Here is a 23,245-nt window from a genome sequence, read left to right as displayed (position 1 = left end):
GTGGTACCGAAAGGCCAGAGGATTTCGGGAATCTGTGGACACCGAGTCGACTGTGAACAAGTCGATCACTCCGAAGAGTGACGGAGGGGAGGGTCCGCCGGCTCCGGCACCGGGAAGCGCCGCTCGTTCCGCTCGATCTTCGCCGCCAGGGCCGCCAGCGCGTCGATGCCCAGCACCTCGCAGAACTGCAGCAGGTAGGCGAGAACGTCCGCGACCTCGTCCGCGACCCTGGGCGCCGTTCCGGGGTCCTCCATGACGCGCGCCGACTGTTCCGGCGTCAGCCACTGGAAGATCTCCACGAGTTCGGCGGCCTCGACGCTCAGCGCCGACGCAAGGTTCTTCGGGGTGTGGTACTGCCCCCAGTCCCGTGCGGCCGCGAAGGCGGCGAGCCGTTGCTGGAGCGTCCGTACGTCGAGTTCTGTCACGGCCCCAGGTCTACCACTGCCGCCCCGGCGCCCTGCGGCCGGAATCTGCCCCCACCCGTGGAAGCGGCCCCCGCCCGTGGAAGCGGCCTCGCATGTGAAGGCGCCCCACCACCGGCGGCGCCCACCGGCACCGCCCACCGGCACCACCATCGGCCACACCACCAGCCACGGCGCCCGCGCGGGCAAACGGCATACCGGGCCGCACCCGGTCACGGCGTACCGGAGACGACGCCGTACCGGGTGCCGCGGCGCCCTCGGAAAGACCGGCTACGCCCCCGGTACGCCCGCCGCCGTCATGCCCTCGACCTCCATGCCGATGGGCGACAGGAGGAAGACGTTGCGGTCGACGCGATGCATTCCGCTGCCCAGACCGAAGACGACCCCGCTGGTGAAGTCGAGGATCCGCTTGGCCACGTCGGTCTCGGCGCTGGTCAGATCGAGGAGCACCGGAATCTGCGCGACCAGGTACTCGGCGACCTCGCGCGCATCCGCGAAGATCTGGACCCGCAGCACCACCATGCGCCGCTGCTCGGCACTCTCCCGCTCGTCCGGGACCGTGCGGTGGTCGACCCGGGACGGCCACTCGTTGCGGCCGCGCAACGGTACGACCTGGGCCAGCCCCTCCCACTGCTCGTCCGTGACGTCATACCTGTCGTACCTGCTCACCGGACCACCCCGTCTGTACATCGGTTGGCGTTGCGCCGGCTGCGCTCACTGTTCATCGGGCAATTCTCTCGCCCCTCACCCGTTCGGCCTACCAGCGACACGGTTCAGGAGCCGATCGGAACGGCCGGCTCACCCGCCCGGCCCCGGTCCGGGCCCGTGGACGCGGTGGTGTCCAGGGGTGTGAAACGTACCGGAAGGTGCACCAGTGCGCGGTGGAACGGACCGGGCCGCCACAGCAGTTCACCCACCGGAACGGCGAGCTCCGCATCGCACAGCTGGCTCGTCAGCTGCTCGATCGCGGTCATCGCGATGAGCAGTGCGGGCTGCTTCGCGGGGCATCGGTGGGGCCCTGCCGACCAGGCGAGATGGGCGCTGCCCCCGGACCGCACAACGGTGTCCGAAGTGGCAGGTGCGGACTGGGTGTTGGCTGCCCCGAAGGAGACCAGGACGAGCTGTCCGGCGCGCAGCCTGACCCCGTGAAACTCGGTGTCGTGGCGCGGGTAGTGCGCCGCCAGATTGGCGATCGGCGGATCCCTCCACAGCACCTCGTTGATCGCCTCGTGGGCGGTCATCGCACCCCTGTGCAGCGAGCCCGCGTACCGTCCGTCGGTGAGCATGTGCAGGATCGCGTTACCGATCAGGTTGGTCGCCGGGTCGTGGCCCGCACTCATCAGCAAAGTGATCTGACGCACAGTCTCGTCGTTGTCGAGACGCGCCGGATGTGCGAGGAAGTACGAGGTCAGATCGCGACGCGGCCGGGCCCGCCGGTCGGCGACGAGGCGCGTGACGACATCGACGAGGTCGGCGTACGCGGCGGCGGCGCCCTGGGCCGAGTTCATCATGCCGCCGACGCCGTCGACGATGCGTTCGCCGTCCTCGGGATCGACGCCGAACCAGGTGACGAAGACGTGCAGCGGGAGCAGCCGGGCGTACTGGGCGATGAGATCGCCGCTGCCGGTGGCGGCGAACTCACCGATGAGCTGCTGGGCGACCCTGGCCACCTCGGCGCGCAGGATGTGCGGTTCGATCAGGGCCAGGGTGTCGTTGATCGCGTCGCGGTAGCGGGTGTGCTCCGGGCCGTCGCTGAACAGCGCGGTGGGGCGGTGTCCGAGCACGGGCAGCACCGGCGAGTCCGCGGGGACCGTCGCCTGCCAGGTGCGGGGATCCTTGCTGAAGGTGTGGGTGTCCCGCAGCAGGTCGACGGCCGCCTGGTAGTCGGTGACCAGCATCGCCTCGACGTCGGGGGCGATCCGGACCGGTGCGAGGGCGCCGTGCTCGCGCAGTCTGCGGTAGTGGCCGTGCGGGTCGGCCGCGAAGTCGGGGCCGTACAGCGCCAGGGACGGCGGCGGCTGCGGATGCGATGTCATGACGGGTCCTCGGGCTGCGGCAGTCGGGTCAGCACGTGTTCGGCCAGTGCGATCAGGGCGTCGATGCTGCCGCGTCGCCCCCTCGCGTCGCACTGGATCAGCGGGGTCCCGGCAGCGAGGTCGAGGTGTTTGCGCAGGACCTCGTCGCTGTGGGCGGGGGCATCGGGGAAGCGGTTGACCGCGACGGCGTACGGCAGTCCCTGTTCCTCGACCATGTCCATGACGGCGAAGGAGTCGGCGAGCCGGCGGGTGTCCACCAGGACCAGCGCGCCCAGGGCCCCGCGCGCGATGTCCTCCCAGAGCGGCAGGAACCGCTCCTGGCCCGGCGTGCCGAACATGTAGAGCACGAGGTCGTCCAGGACGGTGAGGCGCCCGAAGTCGATGGCGACCGTGGTCGTGGTCTTGTCGGGCAGCCCTGCTGTGTCGTCGAGCAGGGTGCTGGACTGGGTCATCGCCTCTTCGGTGTGGAGCGTGGGGATCTCCGAGAGGGTTCGGATCAGGGTCGTCTTGCCCACGCCGAAGGGACCCGTGACGACAAGCTTCATCAGGGTCCGGGCGGTAGCCGGCAGATAGCCGACACCCGTCCGGTCAGTGGAGGGAGCGGAGTCCAACGAGCAGCCTCTCGACGAGCGACCGGTCGATCTCCCCGGCACTGGGTATCGGCGGTCGCGTGAGCAGAAGTCCGGCGGCCGCGAGGTCCGTGGCCAGGAATACGGTGGCGCTGACCGGCAGGTCCAGATGGGCCGCGCACTCCACGACGGTGAGGGCGCCTGGCTCCAGCAGTCCGCACAGCCTGCGCTGCTCGGAGCCGGTGTCCTGCGGCAGCGCCTCCTCGGTCCGCACGAGCACGGCGAGGCGGTCGAGCGTGGGACCGGTGGGCCGGGACCGGCCTCCGGTGACGAGGTAGGCGGGGATCAGACGGCGTCCTGGGCCGGCGGTCATGGCCGTGGGGAGGTGTCCGGTTGGCGAGCGGGCGCGTGCATCGCCCGCGTCAGCGCGGTGACCTGCACCTGCATCTGGTAGGCGATGTCACCGAGTTTGGCGCCGGGTTCAGCGAACAGGGCGAGCGTGGTGTTCTTCCCCGCCGGTACGACGATCGCGAAGCCCAGGTCCGACTCGACGACGGTCTGGGCCAGTTGCGGGGACTCCGCGTTGGTGAAGGCGGTGGTAAAGGCGCGGGCTGCGGCGTGCAGCGTGGCCGTCATCGCGGCGACCCGTTCGCCGGACGCCCGGTCGAGGCCGGGCGAGGCGCCCTCGACGAGACCGTCGCCGGTGGCGACCACGGCGTGCTGGACTCCGGGCAGTTCCAGCAGCGGGGTCAGCACCCATGCGAGGTCACCGGTGGTGGGAGTAGGGGCGCTCACTTCTCGTCGTCTCCTTGCTCGTCCTGGTCGCCCAGGTGGTCGTGGCCGTCCGAATCCGGTGCGGGGGCCCGCCCGGCGACGCTCCTGCCGATCAGGGTGCCCTGCTGGAGTGCCGCCCAGGAAGACTCCGCCTGCTCAGGTGTACGGGACACCTGTCCGGCGGCCGGGGCGGCGGGGGCCGTGGCGGCCGGCGCGGGACGCGGCGCGCGGCGGCGCCGGCTGGGCAGCCCCGAGGGCCCCGAGGCTGCCGCGGCGGGCTGCGGTGCCTCCGGTCCGGGTTCCGCGGGACCGGCCGGACGGTCCGGGGCAGGGGCCGCCGACACGGGCACCGGGGCCAGGACGGAAAGGGTGTGGTCGTCCTCCAGCACGGTCAGCAGGTGCGCGGGGACACGCAGGATCGTGCGCATGCCGCCGAACGGCGAGGCCTCGATGTGGCAGTGGAAGCCGTACTGCAGCACCAGCCGGCCGACGACCGCGAACCCGGTCTGCGGAGGGTCGCCCAGCTCGGTCAGGAGGACCTCGGAGGGGCCCGCCAGCAGGGTGCGGGCCCGGTCGAGCGCATCCTCGTCCATGCCGATGCCCGCGTCGTCGACCACCAGGAACGCTCCGCGGCCGCCGCTCTGCTGGACCGTCACCTGCACGTCGGTGTCGGGGTGCGAATAGGCGGTGGCGTTGGCGAGCAGTTCGGCGAGCGCGATCGCGAGGGGTTCGGCGGCCCGGGCCGCGAGCGCGAGCCGCTCGTCGCGCAAGTGGTTGGCCACCTTGATCCGCTCGTAGCCGGCGACCCGGGACTGAGCGCCGAGCACGATCTCGACGAGGGGTGAGCTCTGCCGGGCGAGGCCGGGCCATGCGTCGCAGAGCACGGCGGTGGCCTGGGTGCGGCGCAGCGCGAGTTCGTTGCGGAAGTCCAGTTGCAGGATGCGCGGGTCGTCGTACTCGTGCTGGAGCTCGTGCAGCAGTTGCTGGGACTGGTTGAGCAGGGACTGGATCTTGGCCGAGGTGCCGCGCATCGCCGCTCGGGCGGCCGCGTCGACGCGCTGCCGTTCCTCCATGACCGCGGTCCTGGCCGCCTGCACCGCCTCGGTGAGCAGCCGGGCCGCGCCGCCGTCGACCTCGGCCGCCTCGCGCAGCCCGGGGACCTGGGCGCTGGGGTGGGAGAGGGCGAGCGCGGCAGCCGGAATCCGCTTGCGCGCCAGCTGCCGGATCTCGTCGACGAGGGCGTCGGTGCGCGCCTCCGCGGCCTTCGCCTGGCGTTCGGCCAGTTCGGCGTGGGCCACGGCCAGCTGTTCCGAGCGGGCGGCGTTGTACGAGCGCACCGCCGTCGTCACAGCGACGACGACGGCGATCACCGCCACGATCCATCCCATGCCGTTACCGCGTTTCTGTCGTCGGGTCGGTCCTGTGGCCGGGGTGGCGAAGGACCGGGCGGTCAGCCCGCCCGGACTGCCGTCCCACGGGCCTGCTCCACTTCTTGTGCCACCGTCGCGACGTCCGTCATCACCTGGAGCACGCTGGGCAGTTCGGAGCCGTCGAGCTGTCGGTACTCGCTGCCGATCGTGACCACCAGCCGCTCGGGGAGGCCCAGTTCGGGATGGCGCCCCTCCCCGATCACACGACGGGCGGCCTCGATGGCGGGCACCCCCGCGGCGTGGAAGGCGTGGGCGCGCTCCCGCACGTACTCCAGGTAGACGATGTGGTCGCGTACGCCGGCCCGGTCCAGCACCGGTCCGTGGCCCGGCACGACCGTCTCCGCACCGGTGGCCAGCACCTGTTCGCAGGCCGCGATCACATTGCTCAGCGGGCCGGCCCAGTGGATCGGGTGGTCGCCCGGCTGCTGCGGGGTCGAGGAGAAGATGATGTCGCCGCTGAACACGGCGCTCTGCTCGGGCAGGTGGACCATGAGGTCCCCCGTCGTGTGCGCGGACGGCAGGGCGGTGATCCGGACGGGGAACTCTCCCAGGGTCAGTTCGAGCTCCCCGGTGAAGTAGGTCGTCGGCCGGACCGGATCGGTCTGCGACCAGTCGAAGGGGCCGAAGTGGCGCCCGAGGTAGGCGCCGAGCGCGGTGGCCGGATCGCTGCCGTTGACCAGGGCGTGCTGCTGTTGCGGAGTGGGCTCGTAGTGGATGTGCTCCCGGGCCTCGCGGGTCGCGATGATCTCCGCGTCCGGCAGCACTCCGGCGCCCCAGAAGTGGTCCCCGTTGGCGTGCGTGACGATCACGCGGTCGATGGAGACGCCGTCGGGCAGCAGCTTCGTGCTCTCGGCCAGGAACTGTCCAGCAAGCACCGTGTCGTACGGGGTGTCGAACCAGAGCGCGCCACGCGGTGAGACGAGCAGGCCGCAGTTGGCCAGGCCCCAACCCCGTTTCGGCGGGAGCCATGCGTACAGGCCCCGGCCCAGGTCAACGACGTCTCCACCTGTGATCGACATGGACGCGATTATGCCGACCGGTTTCCGGTCTTGCGTTCGAACCCGGCCACGACGGGCCGCTGTTGGCGTGAAATCGACTGCCCGCCACTTCGGAGGCCGCCGACTGGTGACCGTCCGAGAGCAATCGAGCCGGGAGCCGCAGTGCGACAACGGAACAGTTCATGAGAATTCCCCCGAATACCTACTCCCTCATCACCGATGCGCAGCGGACCGACGTCAAACCGGCAGAGGCTGATTACCCACCGAGCATGGCTGAAAACAGACGCCGAAAAGCCCCCGGCCGAGACCGCTGGAGGCGGCCCGCCGGGGGCTTGTGGCTCACTTCCTAGTAGGTCACGGGCACGTTCCACTGCTGGTTGGCGCCGCCGTGGCAGTCCCACACGTCCAGCGCGGTCCCGTCCGTGGTGGCGCTGCCCGGGGCGTCGAGGCATCGGCCCGACGCCTTGTTGACGAGTGCGTGCGTGGAACTGTTGTAAGTCCACTGCTTGGCCGGATCGGTGACGGCTCCGCCTGTCCCCGTTCCCGCACAGTCACGTACCCGTACGGCCGCGCCGTTGCCCGTGCCGTCTGCGGTGAGGCAGTAGTCGGACGGCAGCCGCAGTGTGCCGTCGGCCGCTCTCACCCAGGCCTGGTTGGCGCCGCCGGAGCAGGTGTAGAGGTCGGCGACGGTACCGTTCGAGACGCCTCCCGCGGCGTCCAGGCACTTTCCGGCCAGTCCGGTCACCGGGCCGCGCACCGAGTTGCCGATCGCGAGGTTCTGCACCGTGGAGCCGGCGACGACGTCGGTCCGGGTCGTGGATGCGCACGCGTTGCCGCTGTTGGACGTGCCTGAGACCGCGCCGGTGACAGTGCCGCCGTTGCCGGTGGGCGTCCCGAAGCGGGCGTCGCTGAACGGCTGGTCGTAGCAGTTGGCGCGGGAGTCGTTCCATTCGAAGTACTCGGTCCAGTCGACCATCCCGGTGGGCGAGATGGCGGTGGCCGGGGTCTTGATGGTGCCGAGCTTGTACGAGGTGCCCGCGGTGGTGTCCGCGACGGTGGCACCGAACCAGCCGTCGCCCTCGGCCGCGACCTTGAAGGTGTAGCGGTGGCCCGCGGTCCAGGCGAGGTTCATCCGGCAGCTCATGCCTTCGCCCTCGCCGCCGAAGCTCTCGCACCAGCTACCGGTGGAGCCCGCCTTGGCCTCGGAGACGTCCCAGACGGAGAAGAGGAGCACGCGGCTCTTCCCTCCGTTGGACTGCATCCCGATGTACGCGCCGTTGCCCTGGTCGAAGCCGAACTGATGGCTCCAGAAGACGTTCGCCTGGTATCCGGGATCGTGCAGGACGGTGGTGGACCAGGTGACGTCGGTCAGCTTCGGCGCACCGGAGAAGGAGTAGTTGGTGTAGGTGCCGGGAGTCGTCCCGATACCTGCTGCCTGTGTGGGGGCGGCCGTGCCGAGCAGGGCCAGAGCGGCTGCCGCGGCGGTGGCGGTGAGGGTTCCGAACAAGTGGCGCAGAGTCATGCGGTGCACCTGCTTCTGATGGGGGGACGGGGATCGTTTCGCATGCACCGGCTCGGTGCGTTTCGTGCGGTGAAACCCGCCGGACAGGGCCGTGGCCCTGTCCGGCCTTTCCCGGTCAGATCCTCAGGAACGGACCTGCCCGCGTTCGAAGTACGCCACCAGCTCGGGGTCGAGGGCCGGCACGTCGTAGGGCGCACCGCCCTCACGCAGGGAGCGGGTCGCGAGGACACCGGCGGCGACGCTCATCCGGGCGGCGACCGGCGAGGTGTCGGTGACGCCCCCGTCGCGCACGAACCGGCAGAACTCCTCCATGATCCGGGTGTCGCCGCCGCCGTGCGAACCGCCGGCCTCCGGCACCCGGTAGGTGATGTCGGCGTCGGCGCGGTATCCGCTGGGTCCGGTGTTCCAGACCTTGACCTCGTCACCGGGGCTGTCGCCGAAGTTCTCCAGCCGGCCCTCGGTGCCGATGACGGTGTAGTTGCGCCAGTAGTCCGGCGTGAAGTGGCACTGCTGATAGGCGGCCACGACGCCGTTGTCGAGCTGCATGTTCATCACCGAGACGTCCTCGACGTCGACGATGTGGTGCAGGTCCTTGCGGGCCGTCGGCGGCCAGTCGAACTCCCGCAGCCAGTTGTCCGGGCGCGGGGTGTCCGCCTCCCGGCGCGGCAGGCCGCCGTAGACGAGCAGGTCACCCAGCGCGTTGACCCGCCGGGTGTAGCCGCCGGCCAGCCAGTGCAGCACGTCGATGTCGTGCGCGGCCTTCTGGAGGAGCAGACCGGTGGTCCGGGTCCGGTCGGCGTGCCAGTCCTTGAAGTAGTAGTCCCCGCCGTAGCCGACGAAATGGCGCACCCAGACGGCCTTGGGCTCCCCGATGTCGCCGCGGGCGATGATGTCGCGCATCAGCCGCACGACACCCATGTGCCGCATGTTGTGGCCGACGTAGAGCCGGGTCCCGGTCTCGTACGCGGCGCGCAGGACGTTGTCGCAGCTCTCGACGGTGATCCCCAGCGGCTTCTCCACGAAGACCGCCTTGCCGGCGCGGAGTGCGTCGATCGCGATGACCTCGTGGGTGTCGTCCGGGGTGGCGATGATGATCGCGTCGAGATCGTCCCGGTCGAGGAGCAGCTTGTAGTCCTCGACCGCGACATCGGTGCCGAAGCGCTCGGCCTCACGCCGGCGCACCTCGGGGTCGAGGTCGCAGACGGCGGTGATCGCCGACCCCTGTCCCGGGTGGTGGGCTGACATCGCGATGGAACGGCGCAGGCCGAGTCCGATGACACCGAGTCGCAGGTCTGACACGGGAGTCCCTTTCTCTGGGGGGTACGGCGGAGGGTGCGGGCGGAGGCTACTTGCCGGCGAGCGAGGCCTCGAACTCGGCGCGCATCTTGTCGCCGCCGCCGGAACGCCACTTGCTCAGCTGTTCCTTGTAGGCGGAGATCGGCTTGCGGCCCGCGATGATGTCCAGCTGGACATCGGCCATGGCGGTGGTGAGCGAGGGGCTCTTGCTGGTCGACGTGTCGGAGAAGTGCCCGCTCGTCGGGTTGGACTGGCTGATCTTGAGGAGCTCCTGCTGCCAGCCGTGGATGTTCCCGGCCAGCTCGGCCTTGCCCGGCAGGTAGACGTACTCGGGGCCGGCGGCGAGGAAGGCCAGCGGCATGGCCGTGGTGACCGCCTCGGAGTTCCCCTTGGCCGTGAGCTGGATGTCGCCCTTGGCCGTGCGGGTGAAGTGCTTGCCCTCGATGCCGTTGTCGAGGAAGAGCCGCTCCTCGGTCCCGAAGGGCGCGGCCAGGTAGTCCATGACACCCAGCAGCATCTTCACGCGCTCGGCGTCCGCCTTCTTGTTGATGGCGGTGTAGCCGACCGAGCCGTAGCCCATGTTGTACCGGGGCTTCGCGCCCTCCTTCGCGGCGAACGGCACGATGACACCGAACGGGAAGTCGTACGTCTTGGAGTCGACCAGGAAGCTGGGGAAGGACTGCACATAGGCGCCGAGGCTGCCCTGCGCCATCTTCTCCATCGTCGTGCTGAGGTTGGGGTCGGGCCAGAACAGCCCGGCCTTCGCCACCTTGACCCCGAACGCCAGGGCCTCCTGGTACTCCTCCGTCTCGTACATGTGCGTCAGCTTGCCGCCCTCGAGCCGCCAGCCGCTGGGCGCGCCGAACCACTGGCCGAACTGGCCGACGTGATTCACGTACGCCGGCTCCAGGACGTACTTGTTGCGCTTGGGGTCCGCGAGTTCCTTGCCCTTGGCGAGGAAGTCCTCCGCGCTGCTGAACTCGGCGCCGCCGACGGGCTTCCAGAAGTCCTGGTTGACCACATAGACCTGGCCCATCGAGCCGTAGGCCACGGTGACGCCGCGGATCTTGCCGTTGATCACGGCGGTCTTCCAGGCGGTGGTCGGCAGGTTCGCCAGGTTCGGGTACGCCTTCACCGCGTCGCCCGAGAGGTACGGGGTGAGGTCGTGGAACTTGGCGTCCAGCAGCTCTGGCACGCGCTGGATGCCCTGGTTCGGCGGGAACCACACCAGGTCGGGTATGTCGCCGCCGGCCATCATGGCGTTGAACTTGGTGAGGTACGCGTCGACGCCCTGGTCCACGACGATCGTCATGTCGAACTGCGCCCCCAGGCGCTTGTTGAGCTCCTGCCAGTAGGCGTTCTTGGCCTGCGGCGGGGCGGGCGTGGTGAAGGTCTCGGTGAGGGCCGTGATGCGGCTACCGTCGCCGGGCGCCTTGACCACCGATGTGGTGAGGGCCTTGGGGTAGCGGAGGTAGGTGGCGTCGAGGCCCGCTGCGTTGCCCGCCAGGTCGGCGGGGGCGGTCTGCGCGGCCACGTACGTCGGCAGCTTGAGCCTGGCCGACGCCTTCGCGCCGCCCTTGCTGACCGTCGCGCCGCTGCCACAGGCACTCAGCGTGGACAGGCCGGCCACGGTCAGGCCGGCGATTCCCGCGGCACCCATGAAGCCGCGCCGGGACAAGTTGGTGGACATGGTGCTCCTAGAAGTGTGTGGCCTGCTGGGCAGTGGCGGGGCGGGCGGATCAGCCCTTGATCGCCCCGGTGAGGACGCCCTTGACGAAGAACTTCTGCAGGAAGGGGTAGACACAGAAGATGGGCACGATGGCGATGATCAGCACGGCCATCTGCAGCGAGGTCGCGGGCGGCACCGCGTGGACGCCCATGGCCGACGCGTTGATGCTCTGCCCGTTCAGCACGTAACTGCGCAGGATCACCTGGATAGGGAACTTGCTGGAGTCGTTCAGGTACAGCACCGCGTTGAAGAAGCTGTTCCAGTAGCCGACCGCGTAGAACAGGCCGACCACTGCGAGAACCGCCTTGGACAGCGGGAGGACGATCCTGAAGAGGACCGTGACCTCACCCGCCCCGTCGATCCGCGCCGCGTCGTACAGCTCCTCGGGGATGCTCTGGAAGAAGGAGCGGACCACCACGATGTTGAACGCGTTGAGCAGGACCGGAAGGATCAGCGCGGCGTAGGTGTCCAGCATCTTGAACTGCTGGACTGCCAGGTACGTCGGGATGATGCCGGGCGCGAAGAGGAAGGTGCCCAGCACCAGCAGCAGGATCGGCTTGCCGAGGACCGTGCCCGGGCGCGAGGTGCCGTAGGCGATCATCACCGTGCACGCCAGGCTGAGCGCCGTGCCGATCAGCGTGATGCCGATGGACACCAGGGCGGCCTGGGTGACGACACCGCCGGAGAGGATGACCCGGTAGGCCTCCAGCGTCGGGTGGTGCGGCAGGAGTACGTAACCGCCGTTGGCGTTCAGCTCCTCGCGGCCGGCGAGGCTGGTGCCGATGGCGAGGACGAACGGGTAGAGCACGATCACGGTGAGGACGACCAGGGCCGCCGCCTTCGCGCCCTGTCCGTACCAGTGGGGGCGCTCCATCCACGGCGGCCTGCCGTGGGTGACGCGGGGGCGCGAGGCGCCCCGGGGGCCGAACCGGGCGCGGCGCAGCCGGGTCGCGACGGACTGCTGACTCATCGGTACACTCCCTGCTCGCCGAAGCGGTGGGCCAGCTTGTTGGCGGCGAGGATGAGGGCGAAACCGATGACGCCCTTCATCAGACCGGCGGCGGTGCTCATTCCCCAGTCGCCGTCGACGACGCCGTGGAAGTAGACGTAGGTGTCCATGACCTCGGAGGCGTCCGGGCCGACGGCGTCGCGCTGCAGGATGATCTGCTCGAAGCCGACCGAGAGGATGTCGCCGAGCCGAAGGATCAGCAGCATCAGGATCACCGGCCGGATGCCCGGGAGGGTGACGTGCCAGATCCTGCGGAGCCAGCCGGCGCCGTCCATCGCGGCGGACTCGTACTGGCCCATGTCGATCGAGGCGATGGCCGCCAGAAAGATGATCGTGCCCCAGCCGCAGTCCTTCCAGATGGCCTGGGCGGTGATCAGCAGCTTGAACGTGCCGGGGTCCGTCATCACGTTGCCGATGCTGACCCCGTGCTCCATCAGCAGCGTGGTGACCGAACCCGCTCCGCCGAGTACCTGCTTGAACATGGCGACGACGACGACCCAGGACAGGAAGTGCGGAAGGTACACGACGGTCTGGATGAACCGCTTGATCTTCTCGCTGATGAGCGAGTTGAGCAGCAGGGCCAGGGCGATCGGCGCGGGGAAGTACAGGAGCAGCTGGATCGCGGTGATCTGCAGCGTGTTGGAGACCGCGCTCCAGAACTCGGGTTCGGCGAGCAGCGCGCTGAAGTTCGCGAGGCCGACGAACGGGCTCTGCTTGAAGCCCAGGAACGGCTGGTAGTCCTGGAAGGCGATGACGTTGCCCGCGAGCGGCAGGTAGAAGAAAAGCGCAAAGTACAGCACGCCAGGCAGACAGAGGAGCAGAAGCGTCCTGTCCCGTTTCAGGCGGTATCGGAGCGGCTGCCGTATTCGGGGCTTCCCGCCCTTCTTCCCGGCGGGGCGGTCCGCGTCGTCGGGGTCGCGGGGCTGCGGTTCGGGCGACCGCACGGCTGTGACCGGCACATCTGCCATCGTCACAGGCACCTCCAGGGCTGATGGAGCGAGAGAACGTCCCGCAGACGCGGAGGCGGCGCGCACCGGTTCGGGTGCGTCCGCAGCTCCTTCGCGGCGACAGCCCACATAGTTCACGACCACACACCGCCATGGCAAGAGTTGTTCATTTCACTGAAGTAACGAACATCTATTGGCATGGAAAAGTCGACGCAAGCACAACGGAGGGTCAAGCAGGGATGCGAAATCGGCACACAAGCGACGCAGCATCCTCGCTATCCGGCCCCGAAAAGGGCTGCGACACCGTCAGGAGCGGTACTCCGGTGCGTGGTTGTGATCAGTTGGCGAAGATCACAAGCAGCTTCACGCACCGCGAAACCTCTCGGGCCCGCGCGTGACTGCGGGCCGCCACACGAGATGTGGCGGCCCGCAGTCACGCATGGGCCCGGTACGGGCCGTTCGGTCCGGGTCAGACCGCGATGACGGTGACACCCGCCTCCGCGAAGCGTGCGGCCGCCTCGGAGGTGACACCCTTGTCGGTGACCAGGAAGTCGACCAGCCCGAGGTCGCAGACCCGCGCGAAGGCCCGCTTGCCGATCTTCGACGAGTCGGCCGCCACCACCACCCGCTGGGCCTGCTGGGCGAGGAGCCGGTTGATGCTGGCCTCGCCCTCGTGATGGACGTACGCGCCGCGTTCGGTGTCGATCGCGTTGACGCCCAGCACGGCGACGTCCAGCGTGATCTCGCCCAGCACACCGCTGGCCAGCGGGCCCGTCAGCTCGTACGACTGGGGCCTGGCCACGCCGCCGGTCACCACTATCTTGATCTGTGGCCGGATCACCAGCTCGTTGGCGATGTTGAGGGCGTTGGTGACGACCGTCAGGGTCGGCTGGCCGGACGACCCGCCCGCACCTTCACCCACCAGGTCGGACCGCACGGCGAGCGACCGCGCCACCTCCGTGATGGTGGTGCCGCCGGTCAGCCCCACCACCTCGCCGACCGCGACCAGTTCGGCGACGGCACGGCCGATGGCCTGCTTCTCCGGAGCGTTGCGTCCCGTCTTGTAGCGCAGGGCCAGCTCGTAGCTGACGCCGTGCGCGACCGCGCCGCCCCTGGTACGGGTGAGCAGCTGCTGCTCGGCCAGCTGGTCCAGGTCGCGGCGGATGGTCGCGGCCGACACGTCCAGAGTCCTGGCGGCGTCCTCGACGTCCACCCGGCCGTGCTTGCCGACGAGTTCCAGCAGTTCGTTCCACCGGGTATCCCTGGACAAGAGAAGTCTCCTTACGGGCCCGGTCTGCGAGCACCCATCCCCTCGGGCGCGATCACCGGACACGCGCAAGCGTCGCACAAGGCTCCGACGAGTCAAGCCGCATGCACGCTGAATGCTTGATAATGCTTGCTCATTGCGAGTAACGTGCGTAAACGAGCATCCAACCCTCAGTACGGAGTGCAAAAGTGTCTTTTGTCGAGATCGAGACAGCCAGTCAGCCGGACTGCTGGCGCCGCGCCGCAGACCTCGCTCCGAGCCATGCCGCCGCGCTGCCCGCCCCCGGCGAGCGCATCGCCGTGGTCGGCTGCGGCACCTCGTTCTACATGGCTCAGGCATACGCCTCGCTCCGCGAGGAGTCCGGACAGGGTGAGTCCGACGCTTTCGCCGCCTCGGAGTTCCCCGCCCGCCGCCGCTACGACCGTGTCGTCGCCCTCACCCGCTCGGGCACGACGACCGAGGTACTCGAACTGCTCGACCGGCTGCGCGGCACGACCCCCACGGTGGCCATCACCGCCGACCCGAACACGCCGGTGATGACGTCCGCCGACGCCGTCGTCGTTCTCGACTTCGCGGACGAGCAGTCCGTGGTGCAGACCCGGTTCGCCACCACCTTGCTCACCCTGCTCCGCGCCCACCTCGGTCTGCACACCGACGCCGTGGTCCGCGACGCGGAGGCCGCACTGGCCGAGCCGTTGCCCGAAGGGCTGCTGGACTGCACCCAGTTCACCTTCCTCGGCCGCGGCTGGACGGCCGGCCTCGCCAACGAGGCGGCACTGAAGATGAAGGAGGCCTCGCTGTCCTGGACGGAGGCGTACGCCTCGATGGAGTACCGCCACGGTCCCATCAGCATCGCCACCACCGGCACCGCGACCTGGACGTTCGGCGCCGCCCCCGAGGGACTGCGCGAGCAGGTCCTCGCCACCGGCGCCCGCTGGGTGGAGAGCGGCCTGGACCCGCTGGCCGAACTGGTCCGCGTCCAGCGCCTGGCCATCGCCCGCGCCGCCGCCCGCGGTCTGGACCCGGACAGCCCGCGCCATCTGACCCGGTCGGTGGTCCTGGCGGACGCCTGAGCCGAGCCGGATACCGAGCGGGACATGAGGATCGCGGAACGCGCGGTGCAGGCCGGACCGGGGGGCGGTGCGGACGCCTGGACGGGCTTTCTCGCCACCCCCGAGCACGGCGGCTGTACCGGCGTACTCGTCCTCGCCGGGTCCAGCGGGCGGATCGAGGACGCGCGGTGCCGGCTGCTGGCCCGGCACGGCATGACCGCCCTGTCGATCCAGTGGTTCGGCGGCCCGGGACAGCCCCCGGGCATCTGCGAAGTCCCGCTGGAGACCTTCGTGTCCGCGATCGAGTGGCTGCGAGCGGCGGGGGTGCGCCGTATCGGCGTCCTGGGCACCTCCAAGGGCGCCGAGGCCGCGCTGCACCTCGCCGGTCTCCACGACGGCGTCGACGCCGTCGTGGCGCTCTCACCCACCTCGCTCACCTGGGCGAATGTGGGGCCGGGCCGCGACGGCAGGACGCGGCCGCACCGGTCGTCCTGGACCTGGCGCGGCAAGCCGCTGCCGTTCGTCCCCTACGACGACGCCTGGGTACCCGTGGAGCCGGACGGAGAGCCCGTCTCGGTGCTCGGCTGGTACGAGCAGAGCCTGCGGACCGCTGCCGGCCGTGTCCCGGCCGCGTCGATCCCGCCGACCGGGCCCGGCACCGGGCTCGTGCTGGTCGCGGGCGGCGACGACCTGATGTGGCCCTCCCTGCGGTTCGCCGGGGAGCTGGCCGCCCGTCGCAGGGCGGCCGGTCTCCCCGTACGCCTGGTCACCCGTGCCGACGCGGGACACCGCCCCCGGCTGCCCGGCGAGGGCCCCGCGACCCCGTCCGACCGCTTCCGGTACGGAGGTTCACCCGCCGCCGACGCCGCACTCGGGGCGGCCGCCTGGCCGCACGTCCTCGCTGTGCTGCTCGGCACGGGCCACGGAGCCCCGCGGCCTCAGGACTCCTCGAAGTAGACGTCCAGGACCGCGTCGAAGCCCTCCGTCCACTCCTGGAGGCTGCTCCTGGCGGGTGCCTCGACCTCGGCGTTGAACCAGCGCTGGGCCGACACGTGGACCGTGATCGTGAACCGGCGGCCGAACCGGGCCGGCTTCAGCTCGACGGCCCCGATCTCGTCCCAGTGGAAGTCGGCCGCCTGGTCGTCCAGCGTGAACCGGATACCCTCCCGGTCCGCGGAGATCGAACCACGTCGGTCGCTCACTTCGAACGACGGGCCGTCGGCGGCCCCGTCCTCGGACGCAGGGCCCTCAACCGCCCCTGCCACGTTCTCGTTCTCGTCCTCCTCGTCGTCCGACGCCGTTCCGGCGGCGGGCTCGCCGTCGGGCACCGCGTCCTCGGATGCGGCCTCCACGACGGCATCTTCGGGCGCGGCATCCTCGGGTGCGGGCTCCTCGGTCTGCTCCGGGTCCTCGTCCGCCTTCGCGACGGTTCGGGGGGCCGTGAGACCAGGGATGTACGCCGGGTCTGTCCCTGCGGCGTACGCGGGCTGAGTGTTCGAATCTATGCGCTGCTCCACGGCGGGCAGTATGGCCGACTAACCTGTACGGGGCCAGTGAGGTCGTCGCGCGCCGCCACCTCCCCGGGACCGGGGACGCGGCAAAGGGCGGGCCCAACCGCTCGGCCCGCCCCTCCCCCCGTTCCTCTTCCCCCGCTCCCCCTCGCCCCGTTGGTCAGCCGGTGGCGCAGACCTCGTCGCCCAGGGCGAACGCGGCCGGTTCGGAGTTACCGCCCGTCAGGGTGCCGGTGAAACCGAAGCCCACCGAGGCCCCCGGCACCACCTTGCCGTTCCAGGAGATGCTGGCGGCCTTCACCTTCGCCCCGTCCTGTGTGGGCGTCGCGTTCCACATCTGGGTGACCTTCTGGCCGTCCGCGAACGTCCAGCCGAGCTGCCAGCCGTCCAGAGCCGCGGTCCCGGTGTTGGTGAGCGTCACATCGGCCTGGAAGCCGCCCGACCACTGGTTGGTGACCTTGTACGTCACCGAACAGGCAGCGTCCCCGGGCGGGTTCCCCGGGTCGGTGCCGGGGTCCGTGCCCGGATCGGTCCCGGGGTCCGTGCCGCCCCCGTCACTGTCCGAGGAGTCGCCGTACATGATTCCGCGCCCGTTGGTCGAGACGTACACCCGCCCGTAGATCCGCGGATCGCCGGTGATGGAAGCGCCGATCCAGCCCCACTGATGCGCGTCGTCGTTGATCCGGGTCCAGGTCGTACCCGCGTCCGTGGAGCGGAAGACACCACGCACGCCGCCGATCTTCGCGGTGACGAAGAGCGTCTGGTACGAAGCCCCCGCGGCCGCCTTGCCGAAGCCGACCGAGTCCGCCTGCTCGACCCCGGACAGCCTGGTGAACGTCGCACCCGAGTCGGTGGAGTGCCACAGTCCGTAGGCCCCGGTCGTGCTGCCGCCCGCGAGCCACACATCGCCCTCGGTACCGGGCACCGCCTTGAAGCGGACGTTGCCCTCGGCGGGCAGACCGCTCGACGCCTTCGCGGTGAAGGTGGCGCCGCCGTCCGTCGAGACGTAGAAGGTGCCGGCCTTGTACCCGTAGAACTTCTTCGGGTTCCTCCGGTCGGACTCGACGGCCGCCCCGGCCGGTATGCCGGTGGACGCGGACCACGAACTCCCGTACCCGGTGGTGTGCTGTACGCCCACGCCCTCCGGGCTCCACACGAACCCGCTGCCGTCGGCCGCGGCCGCGACCGTGCCGCCGCCGGTGACCCCGGAGGGCTCGGAACCCTGGAACCAGTTGGACCCGTTGTCAGTGGAGAAGCCGATGTGCGGGGCGGCGTCGGCGCTGCCGACCCGTACGACCGTGTTCGGGCTGGTCTCCGCGAAGTCGAGGCTGGTGGTCGAGGTGAGGTTGGGCGAGGTGAACATCATGCCCGGTACAGCGTCGAGATCAGTGTGGCGAAAGCCCCCGATGTCGCCGAGCGCGCTGAGCAGCGGGGCCCCGGACGGCGGGCTCGCCAGGTCGTTGACGGCCGTCTCCTCCAGGCCCTTCACCATCGGGGTGATCCTGAACTGGCTGCCGGAGTCCCAGTTCTTGAGGTTCTCCGTGCCGTAGATCGTGGCACCGGTGCCATACATCATCCGGTTCGAGTCGAACGGGTCGATCTCCAGCGCCTCCGTCATCCAGCCCAGCTTGGGCGAGGTCTCCGGCGGCGTCGGACTGGCACCCCAGGTCAGCCAGGGCACGGAGGAGACGTCCTGGGTGAAGCGGTTGGTGCGGTTCGGGTAACTGCTGTAGTCCCAGGCCTGCGTCCAGGTCGCCCCGCTGTCGGTGGAGCGGAAGATCTGGGTGTCCGGCCACCAGGAGCTGTACGCGGTCGCCATCAGGGTGCCGGGCTGCTGCCGGTCCACGGACAGTCCGCTGAAGCCGTAGTAGGTGTCCGCCTCGGCGACCGGGCTGACGTCCTTCCACTCACCGGTCGCGGTGGTGTAGCGCCAGATCCGGCCCTTGCCGCCGTCGTACGGGCCGCCGGTGTCACTCAGCGTCAGATACAGATAGCCGCCCGAGGAGTCGAGCACCCCCTTGTGGGCCAGGTATCCGGTCGGCTGTCCGGCGATCCGCGACCACGTGACGCCACCGTCGGTGGAGCGGTAGACGGTGTTCTCCTTGTCGGCGACCCCGACGTAGATGTCCTGCGTGGTGCTGCCCGCGCTGCCGCTGCGCTCGTCGAAGGTCACCCAGACGATGCCCTGGTTGTCGTTGCCGTATCCGCTGGTGTCGGTCGGGTCCTGGGAGTAGTTGCCCGGGTTCGGGAAGGCCGTCACCTCGGACCAGGTCGCCCCCGAGTCCGTGGAGCGCCACAGGCCCTTGCCGCTGGGCGCACCCAGGTACAGCACGGAGTTCTTGTTCGGGTCGACCGCGAGGCGCTCACCCATGCCGCGGCCCGGCATGTTGCCGCCCAGCTTGAAGGGGAGGGTGCCGGCCTTCCAGCTGGCGCCCCGGTCCGATGAGCGCAGGACCGCACCGTTGGTCGGATCCCAGCTGTTGGTGTACGTGCCCACCGCGGCGTACACGTTGTCCGGGTCGGCAGAGTCGGAGGCGAGGCTCACCACGCCGGACCAGCCCCAGTGGTCCCAGTCCACCCAGTCGAGCAGCGGTGTCCACTGCTTGCCCGCCTGGTCCCAGCGGTAGGCACCGCCGATGTCGGTGCGGGCGTAGGCGAGGTTCTTCTCCGACCGGTTGAAGACGATGCCGGGGACGAAACCGCCGCCGTCGATGCGGACGTTCTTCCAGTCGTACGTGTCCGCGGCCAGGGACACATCGGATGCTTCGGCGGCCGGTACGGCAGCGTTGGCTCGCGCCGATGCCGGGGCGCCGGTGGCGAACAGGCCTGCGGTGAGAGTGAGTGCCGCCAGGAGGGCGGCAAGGGGTCTAGCGCTTGAGCGCACGGAAACGTCCTCTCCGAACGAGACCGCCGACAGCGGCGGTACAGGGCGGGTACAGATGTGGGAGCGCTCCCATTCGCGTCCCGATGGTAGCGGCGCGGGCTCGCCGGGAGAAGGGTGAAGGGCAGGGTTCATCGGATGACTTCGCGACCCACGGAGAGACCATTGCGGCAGCGTCAGGCAATTCACCCGCAACACTGCCGCCGAAGCTTCGGGCGGTCGGCCCACCACTTCAATACCTGTACGGGGCAACGGCGTTGGGATTTTCGACCCTCACGCACAGGCGCCCTGGGATCCCCCCACCGCCCCCGGTTCGGCGTCGGTGAGGCCGGCAACCGGCCAGGGAGGCCGCCGGGCTGGACGATCCTCAACGATGTCGTACGGCAGGGGCGATTAGGGTTCCTCCGGGGACATGCGTGCAAGTGGGGGCTGTGAATGGCTGAGGGCGCAGTGATCGATGCGGTGCGGCGCGGGGACGCGGAGGCCGTACGCAGGCTCCTGGAGGCGGGCGCCGACCCGGAATCGGCCGACGCCCGGGGCGTCCCGGCGCTCTGCCTGGCCATCGCCGCGTTCGACGAACCGGTCGCCTCCACCCTGACCGAGGGAGGCGCCGATCCGGAACGGCTGCTCCCCGACGGAACCACTCCCCTGCTCCGAGCCGTCGACTGCGGCACGGTCTCGGTCGTTCTCGCGGTGCTGCCCGGTCTCGGGGAGCACCTCGGCGAGACCGAGCGGGCTGAACTGCTGGCACGCGCGCGGCACTGGCACGAGGCAGGTGTGGTAACCGAGTTGCGGCGCAGAACGGGCGACCTGGGCCCGCCCTGCCGGATCCGTGTGCGGGACGGCGACTGGTGGACCGACTACGACGAGATCACGCTCGGCGGACTGACCGTGCGCGACGGGCACGCCGCGGTTCTCAGCAATCTGGAAAGGTGGTTCGGGCAGCGTCAGTCCGTCGATGAACTGCTCGGACGCGCCCTCGCGCATCCCGACCCGGAGCACGCCGACTGGTCCGAGGCCGTGGGTGTTCTCGCCGACCGGACCGACGAGGAGACCTGGGCGGCCGCAGCGAGGCTGCGGTCCCACCCCGAACCCCTGCACCGGATGTTCGCCGCGGACGTCCTGCGCGGCATCGTCCAGAGGGAGGCGGTGGCCGATGCGCGGCCGGTCGTGTTCGAACCGCGGGCACCGGAGATCTTCCTCCCGTGGGCCGTCGGAGAGACGGACCCGGCCGTCCTCCGTCCCGTACTGCGTGCACTGTCCGAGTCCGGCTCCCCGGACCCTCGGGTCGAGGCGGTGGCTCTCTCCTACGTCACCCACCCGGACGCGGAGGTGCGGCACTCGGCGGCCTCGGTCCTCCAGCGATCCGAGGGGTCGTTCTCCCTCGCGGCGCTGCGGGCACTGTTCGTCCTGACGCGGGATCCCGACAGCGACGTACGGGCACACGCGTGTTCACTCCTTGCCGGTCATCAGGGCCACGCCCAGGACATCACGGACGTACTGGCCGAACGCCTCGGCGACGAGGACCAGATGGTGCGCATCTGGGCCGTGTACGGGCTGGCCGAACGCGACGACCCACGTTGTCTGGAGGGCAACGAGCACGAGGGGCCGGTCGACTGGCGGTCCTGGCCCAGCACCCACCTCGTGGACGCCAGTTGGCAGTATCGGCGGCGGATGGGCGGTGGAGCGGGATCCGGCGGACCTCAGGCCGTGCCGGACGCCCGCCCCTGACCCATGGGACGGGAGCCGACCCGCTGTCGCGGCTGACCCCGCGCGGGCGCACCGTCCTGGAGGCGCCGGCACAGGGCTGCACGAATGCGGCCATCGCCCGGAAACTGCACATCTCGCCGAGCGCGGTCGAGAACAACCTGAACACGGTCTTCGACAAGCCGGGGCCGGCGCACCGCACCGGCTGCAACCGCCGGATCCCTGCCGTGCTGCGCCACCTGGAGGCGTGAGGGCCCCGGGCTCACGCGTACCAATCGGCCATCCCGGGCGGGTCGCACAGTTCGAGCACCACCTCACCCGCCTCGGAGGTCATGCCGCCGACGGGCCGGACCCGGTCTCCGGCGTTCACCAGGTGCGGAGCGGCGCCCACGATGCGGCACCGGTACACGAAGCCTTCGGGGAACCGGACCAGGGACTCGTTGCGCATGACCCGCGAGTAGCGGTTCACGACGCTGGACCGTACGACGACACCGTGGCCGTCGCTGTGCTCCGCTTCCAGATCGCTCGACGCGCAGACGGGGCACAGGAGTTTACGGAACGAGGCGGTGCCGCACCACCGGCACACCTGGTACACCAGACCTTCCGTGCTGCGGGGCCCCGCTGCGTCGCGAGCAGTGGGTTCCACGTCGATTCCGGTGATGGACACGTCTCGGCCTCCCGCGCTCGACTCGGCGCGCCGCACTTCCGGCGACGGCACATCGGCACCGTATGGCACTTAGTTCCATGAAGTAAAGGTACTGAGTGCCGGGAAGAGGTGAACCGCTGAGTGAACTACCTCTCAGTGGTGCCTTGTTCCTCGCCGAATGCCGATTCGATGCGCTGCACGACGCGCCACATCGGGGCGCCCTTCGGTGCGATCATCACGATCACGTCGTCCTCGGTGGCGGGCGCGGGCGGGCGATCGGCCGCCGCCCCCCATACGGAACGGACGAGTTCGAGCGCCCGGTCGACCTCGGCGCCGGCATCGCCCCGGCCGCCCGAACGCAGCCAGGACCGCAGCCCGTTGTTGTGCGCCGCGACCACCGACGCGGCGATCACCTCGGCCCGCAGGGCCGCGTCCGGGGCGCCGTCCCACCGTCGCTCCAGATACCCGGCCATGGTCCGCTCGTAGCGGCGCACGACGGAGAGTTCGTAGGTACGCAGGCCGGGCACTTCCCGGGTGAGCCGGTAGCGCTGCACGGAGAACTCGGGTTTCTCGGCGTACATGCGCAGCACCAGCCGGGCCGCATCGCACACCGCCTCCACCGGGTCGCCCTCCCCCGCGGCCTCCAGGAACGCGGTCATGTCCGCGAGGCACCGCTCGTGATCGGGGAAGACCGCGTCCTCCTTCGAGGGGAAGTAGCGGAAGAAGGACCGCCGCCCCACCCCGGCGCTGGCCACGATGTCGTCCACCGTGGTCCGCTCGAACCCGCGCTCCATGAAGAGCGCGAAGGCCGCCTCGGCGAGCACGTCACGCATGGGGGGCTTCTTGGCCGGCCCGCGGTCATCGGTCATGCCGGGAAACGTAGCACCGGAACGGCATATCCGGCACTGCGTACCTTTACGAAGGGTACTGGGTACCATAGGATCGCTGCAGAGACACCACGAAGTACAGGAGAGCCGGCGTGAGCTTGAGGATCGTTGTCTGTGTGAAGTACGTGCCCGACGCGACCGGTGACCGGCATTTCGCCGATGACCTGACGTTGGATCGTGAGGATGTCGACGGGCTGCTGTCGGAGCTGGACGAGTACGCGGTCGAGCAGGCGTTGCAGATCGCGGACGCGGCGGACGATGCGGAGGTCACCGTGTTGACGGTGGGTCCGGAGGATGCCAAGGACGCGTTGCGCAAGGCGTTGTCGATGGGTGCGGACAGGGCTGTTCACGTCGAGGACGACGGTCTGCACGGCACGGACGCGGTGGGTACGTCGTTGGTGCTGGCGAAGGCGGTCGAGAAGACTGGTTATGACCTGGTGATCTCGGGGATGGCGTCGACGGACGGGACGATGGGTGTGGTTCCGGCGCTGCTCGCGGAGCGGCTGGGTGTGCCGCAGGTGACGTTGTTGTCGGAGGTGTCGGTCGGGGGCGGGGTCGTGAA

Annotated in this window: 23 protein-coding genes; 5 read left to right on the top strand and 18 right to left on the bottom strand. The window is 70.0% G+C overall.

Annotated features, from left to right (window positions below; all coding sequences use genetic code 11):
- Positions 1-65: 65 nt before the first annotated feature.
- The 14 genes from ACIOEW_RS29960 to ACIOEW_RS29895 form a co-directional block, all read right to left on the bottom strand.
- Positions 66-425, bottom strand: a complete 360-nt coding sequence (locus ACIOEW_RS29960) for a nucleotide pyrophosphohydrolase (RefSeq protein WP_362552545.1) — start codon at positions 423-425, stop codon at positions 66-68.
- Between the two features lie 267 nt (positions 426-692).
- The gene (locus ACIOEW_RS29955) at positions 693-1,091 is read right to left on the bottom strand and encodes a cell division protein SepF (protein ID WP_362552542.1); all 399 of its coding nucleotides are present in this window, start codon (positions 1,089-1,091) and stop codon (positions 693-695) included.
- A 104-nt stretch (positions 1,092-1,195) separates the two neighbouring features.
- Positions 1,196-2,458 (bottom strand): cytochrome P450, encoded by a 1,263-nt coding sequence (locus ACIOEW_RS29950; RefSeq protein WP_401967465.1) that lies wholly within the window; start codon positions 2,456-2,458, stop codon positions 1,196-1,198.
- Entirely contained in the window at positions 2,455-3,069 is a 615-nt protein-coding gene (locus ACIOEW_RS29945) for an ATP/GTP-binding protein (protein WP_362552536.1), read from the bottom strand. Before ACIOEW_RS29945 ends, ACIOEW_RS29950 begins: the two co-directional genes overlap by 4 nt.
- On the bottom strand, positions 3,047-3,400 hold the full coding sequence (locus tag ACIOEW_RS29940) for a DUF742 domain-containing protein (protein WP_350998623.1): 354 nt from the start codon (positions 3,398-3,400) through the stop codon (positions 3,047-3,049). Before ACIOEW_RS29940 ends, ACIOEW_RS29945 begins: the two co-directional genes overlap by 23 nt.
- Positions 3,397-3,822, bottom strand: coding sequence for a roadblock/LC7 domain-containing protein (locus ACIOEW_RS29935; protein WP_350998620.1), 426 nt, complete (start codon positions 3,820-3,822; stop codon positions 3,397-3,399). Before ACIOEW_RS29935 ends, ACIOEW_RS29940 begins: the two co-directional genes overlap by 4 nt.
- Positions 3,819-5,189 carry an ATP-binding protein gene (locus ACIOEW_RS29930; RefSeq protein WP_401967461.1) on the bottom strand — a complete coding sequence of 457 codons (1,371 nt, stop codon included), beginning with the start codon at positions 5,187-5,189 and terminating at the stop codon, positions 3,819-3,821. The genes ACIOEW_RS29935 and ACIOEW_RS29930 overlap by 4 nt, the downstream gene beginning before the upstream one ends.
- Positions 5,190-5,251: 62 nt before the next feature.
- A complete protein-coding gene (locus tag ACIOEW_RS29925; protein ID WP_401967459.1) occupies positions 5,252-6,250 on the bottom strand; it encodes an MBL fold metallo-hydrolase in 999 nt (332 codons plus the stop codon).
- A 325-nt stretch (positions 6,251-6,575) separates the two neighbouring features.
- On the bottom strand, positions 6,576-7,751 hold the full coding sequence (locus ACIOEW_RS29920) for a ricin-type beta-trefoil lectin domain protein (RefSeq protein ID WP_362552526.1): 1,176 nt from the start codon (positions 7,749-7,751) through the stop codon (positions 6,576-6,578).
- Positions 7,752-7,874: 123 nt separating this feature from the next.
- Positions 7,875-9,050 carry a Gfo/Idh/MocA family oxidoreductase gene (locus tag ACIOEW_RS29915; protein WP_362552523.1) on the bottom strand — a complete coding sequence of 392 codons (1,176 nt, stop codon included), beginning with the start codon at positions 9,048-9,050 and terminating at the stop codon, positions 7,875-7,877.
- 46 nt (positions 9,051-9,096) lie between these two features.
- Entirely contained in the window at positions 9,097-10,737 is a 1,641-nt protein-coding gene (locus tag ACIOEW_RS29910; RefSeq protein ID WP_401967457.1) for a hypothetical protein, read from the bottom strand.
- A gap of 49 nt (positions 10,738-10,786) precedes the next feature.
- The gene (locus ACIOEW_RS29905) at positions 10,787-11,746 is read right to left on the bottom strand and encodes a carbohydrate ABC transporter permease (RefSeq protein ID WP_401967455.1); all 960 of its coding nucleotides are present in this window, start codon (positions 11,744-11,746) and stop codon (positions 10,787-10,789) included.
- The gene (locus ACIOEW_RS29900) at positions 11,743-12,753 is read right to left on the bottom strand and encodes an ABC transporter permease (RefSeq protein WP_401967453.1); all 1,011 of its coding nucleotides are present in this window, start codon (positions 12,751-12,753) and stop codon (positions 11,743-11,745) included. Before ACIOEW_RS29900 ends, ACIOEW_RS29905 begins: the two co-directional genes overlap by 4 nt.
- A gap of 448 nt (positions 12,754-13,201) precedes the next feature.
- Positions 13,202-14,002 (bottom strand): DeoR/GlpR family DNA-binding transcription regulator, encoded by an 801-nt coding sequence (locus tag ACIOEW_RS29895; RefSeq protein ID WP_362552512.1) that lies wholly within the window; start codon positions 14,000-14,002, stop codon positions 13,202-13,204.
- Positions 14,003-14,187: 185 nt separating this feature from the next.
- Between ACIOEW_RS29895 and ACIOEW_RS29890 the strand changes: the two genes are divergently transcribed.
- Together ACIOEW_RS29890 and ACIOEW_RS29885 are read left to right on the top strand one after the other, a co-directional pair.
- A complete protein-coding gene (locus ACIOEW_RS29890; RefSeq protein ID WP_362552509.1) occupies positions 14,188-15,072 on the top strand; it encodes an SIS domain-containing protein in 885 nt (294 codons plus the stop codon).
- Positions 15,073-15,096: 24 nt separating this feature from the next.
- Entirely contained in the window at positions 15,097-16,008 is a 912-nt protein-coding gene (locus ACIOEW_RS29885) for an acyl-CoA thioester hydrolase/BAAT C-terminal domain-containing protein (protein ID WP_401967451.1), read from the top strand.
- Here the strand turns inward: ACIOEW_RS29885 and ACIOEW_RS29880 are convergent.
- On the bottom strand, positions 15,990-16,568 hold the full coding sequence (locus ACIOEW_RS29880; protein ID WP_401967449.1) for a hypothetical protein: 579 nt from the start codon (positions 16,566-16,568) through the stop codon (positions 15,990-15,992). The genes ACIOEW_RS29885 and ACIOEW_RS29880 overlap by 19 nt on opposite strands.
- Positions 16,569-16,722: 154 nt before the next feature.
- Positions 16,723-19,446, bottom strand: a complete 2,724-nt coding sequence (locus tag ACIOEW_RS29875; protein WP_401967447.1) for a cellulose binding domain-containing protein — start codon at positions 19,444-19,446, stop codon at positions 16,723-16,725.
- Between the two features lie 432 nt (positions 19,447-19,878).
- Between ACIOEW_RS29875 and ACIOEW_RS29870 the strand changes: the two genes are divergently transcribed.
- Together ACIOEW_RS29870 and ACIOEW_RS29865 are read left to right on the top strand one after the other, a co-directional pair.
- Positions 19,879-21,174 (top strand): HEAT repeat domain-containing protein, encoded by a 1,296-nt coding sequence (locus ACIOEW_RS29870; RefSeq protein WP_401967445.1) that lies wholly within the window; start codon positions 19,879-19,881, stop codon positions 21,172-21,174.
- Positions 21,099-21,401, top strand: a complete 303-nt coding sequence (locus tag ACIOEW_RS29865; protein WP_401967443.1) for a response regulator transcription factor — start codon at positions 21,099-21,101, stop codon at positions 21,399-21,401. The genes ACIOEW_RS29870 and ACIOEW_RS29865 overlap by 76 nt, the downstream gene beginning before the upstream one ends.
- A gap of 11 nt (positions 21,402-21,412) precedes the next feature.
- Here the strand turns inward: ACIOEW_RS29865 and ACIOEW_RS29860 are convergent, their stop codons facing one another.
- Together ACIOEW_RS29860 and ACIOEW_RS29855 are read right to left on the bottom strand one after the other, a co-directional pair.
- On the bottom strand, positions 21,413-21,817 hold the full coding sequence (locus ACIOEW_RS29860) for a zinc ribbon domain-containing protein (protein WP_401967441.1): 405 nt from the start codon (positions 21,815-21,817) through the stop codon (positions 21,413-21,415).
- A 125-nt stretch (positions 21,818-21,942) separates the two neighbouring features.
- Positions 21,943-22,665 (bottom strand): TetR family transcriptional regulator, encoded by a 723-nt coding sequence (locus tag ACIOEW_RS29855; RefSeq protein ID WP_362552491.1) that lies wholly within the window; start codon positions 22,663-22,665, stop codon positions 21,943-21,945.
- A 110-nt stretch (positions 22,666-22,775) separates the two neighbouring features.
- On the opposite strand from ACIOEW_RS29855, the gene ACIOEW_RS29850 reads away from it, so the two are divergent.
- The coding region (locus ACIOEW_RS29850; RefSeq protein ID WP_401967439.1) for an electron transfer flavoprotein subunit beta/FixA family protein at positions 22,776-23,245 on the top strand (470 nt) is incomplete at its 3' end.

The sequence above is a fragment of the Streptomyces sp. NPDC087901 genome (assembly GCF_044742205.1).
GTDB lineage: Bacteria > Actinomycetota > Actinomycetes > Streptomycetales > Streptomycetaceae > Streptomyces.
The sequence above is the reverse complement of the archived record's forward strand: the minus strand, read 5'-3'. Positions and strand labels throughout refer to the sequence as shown.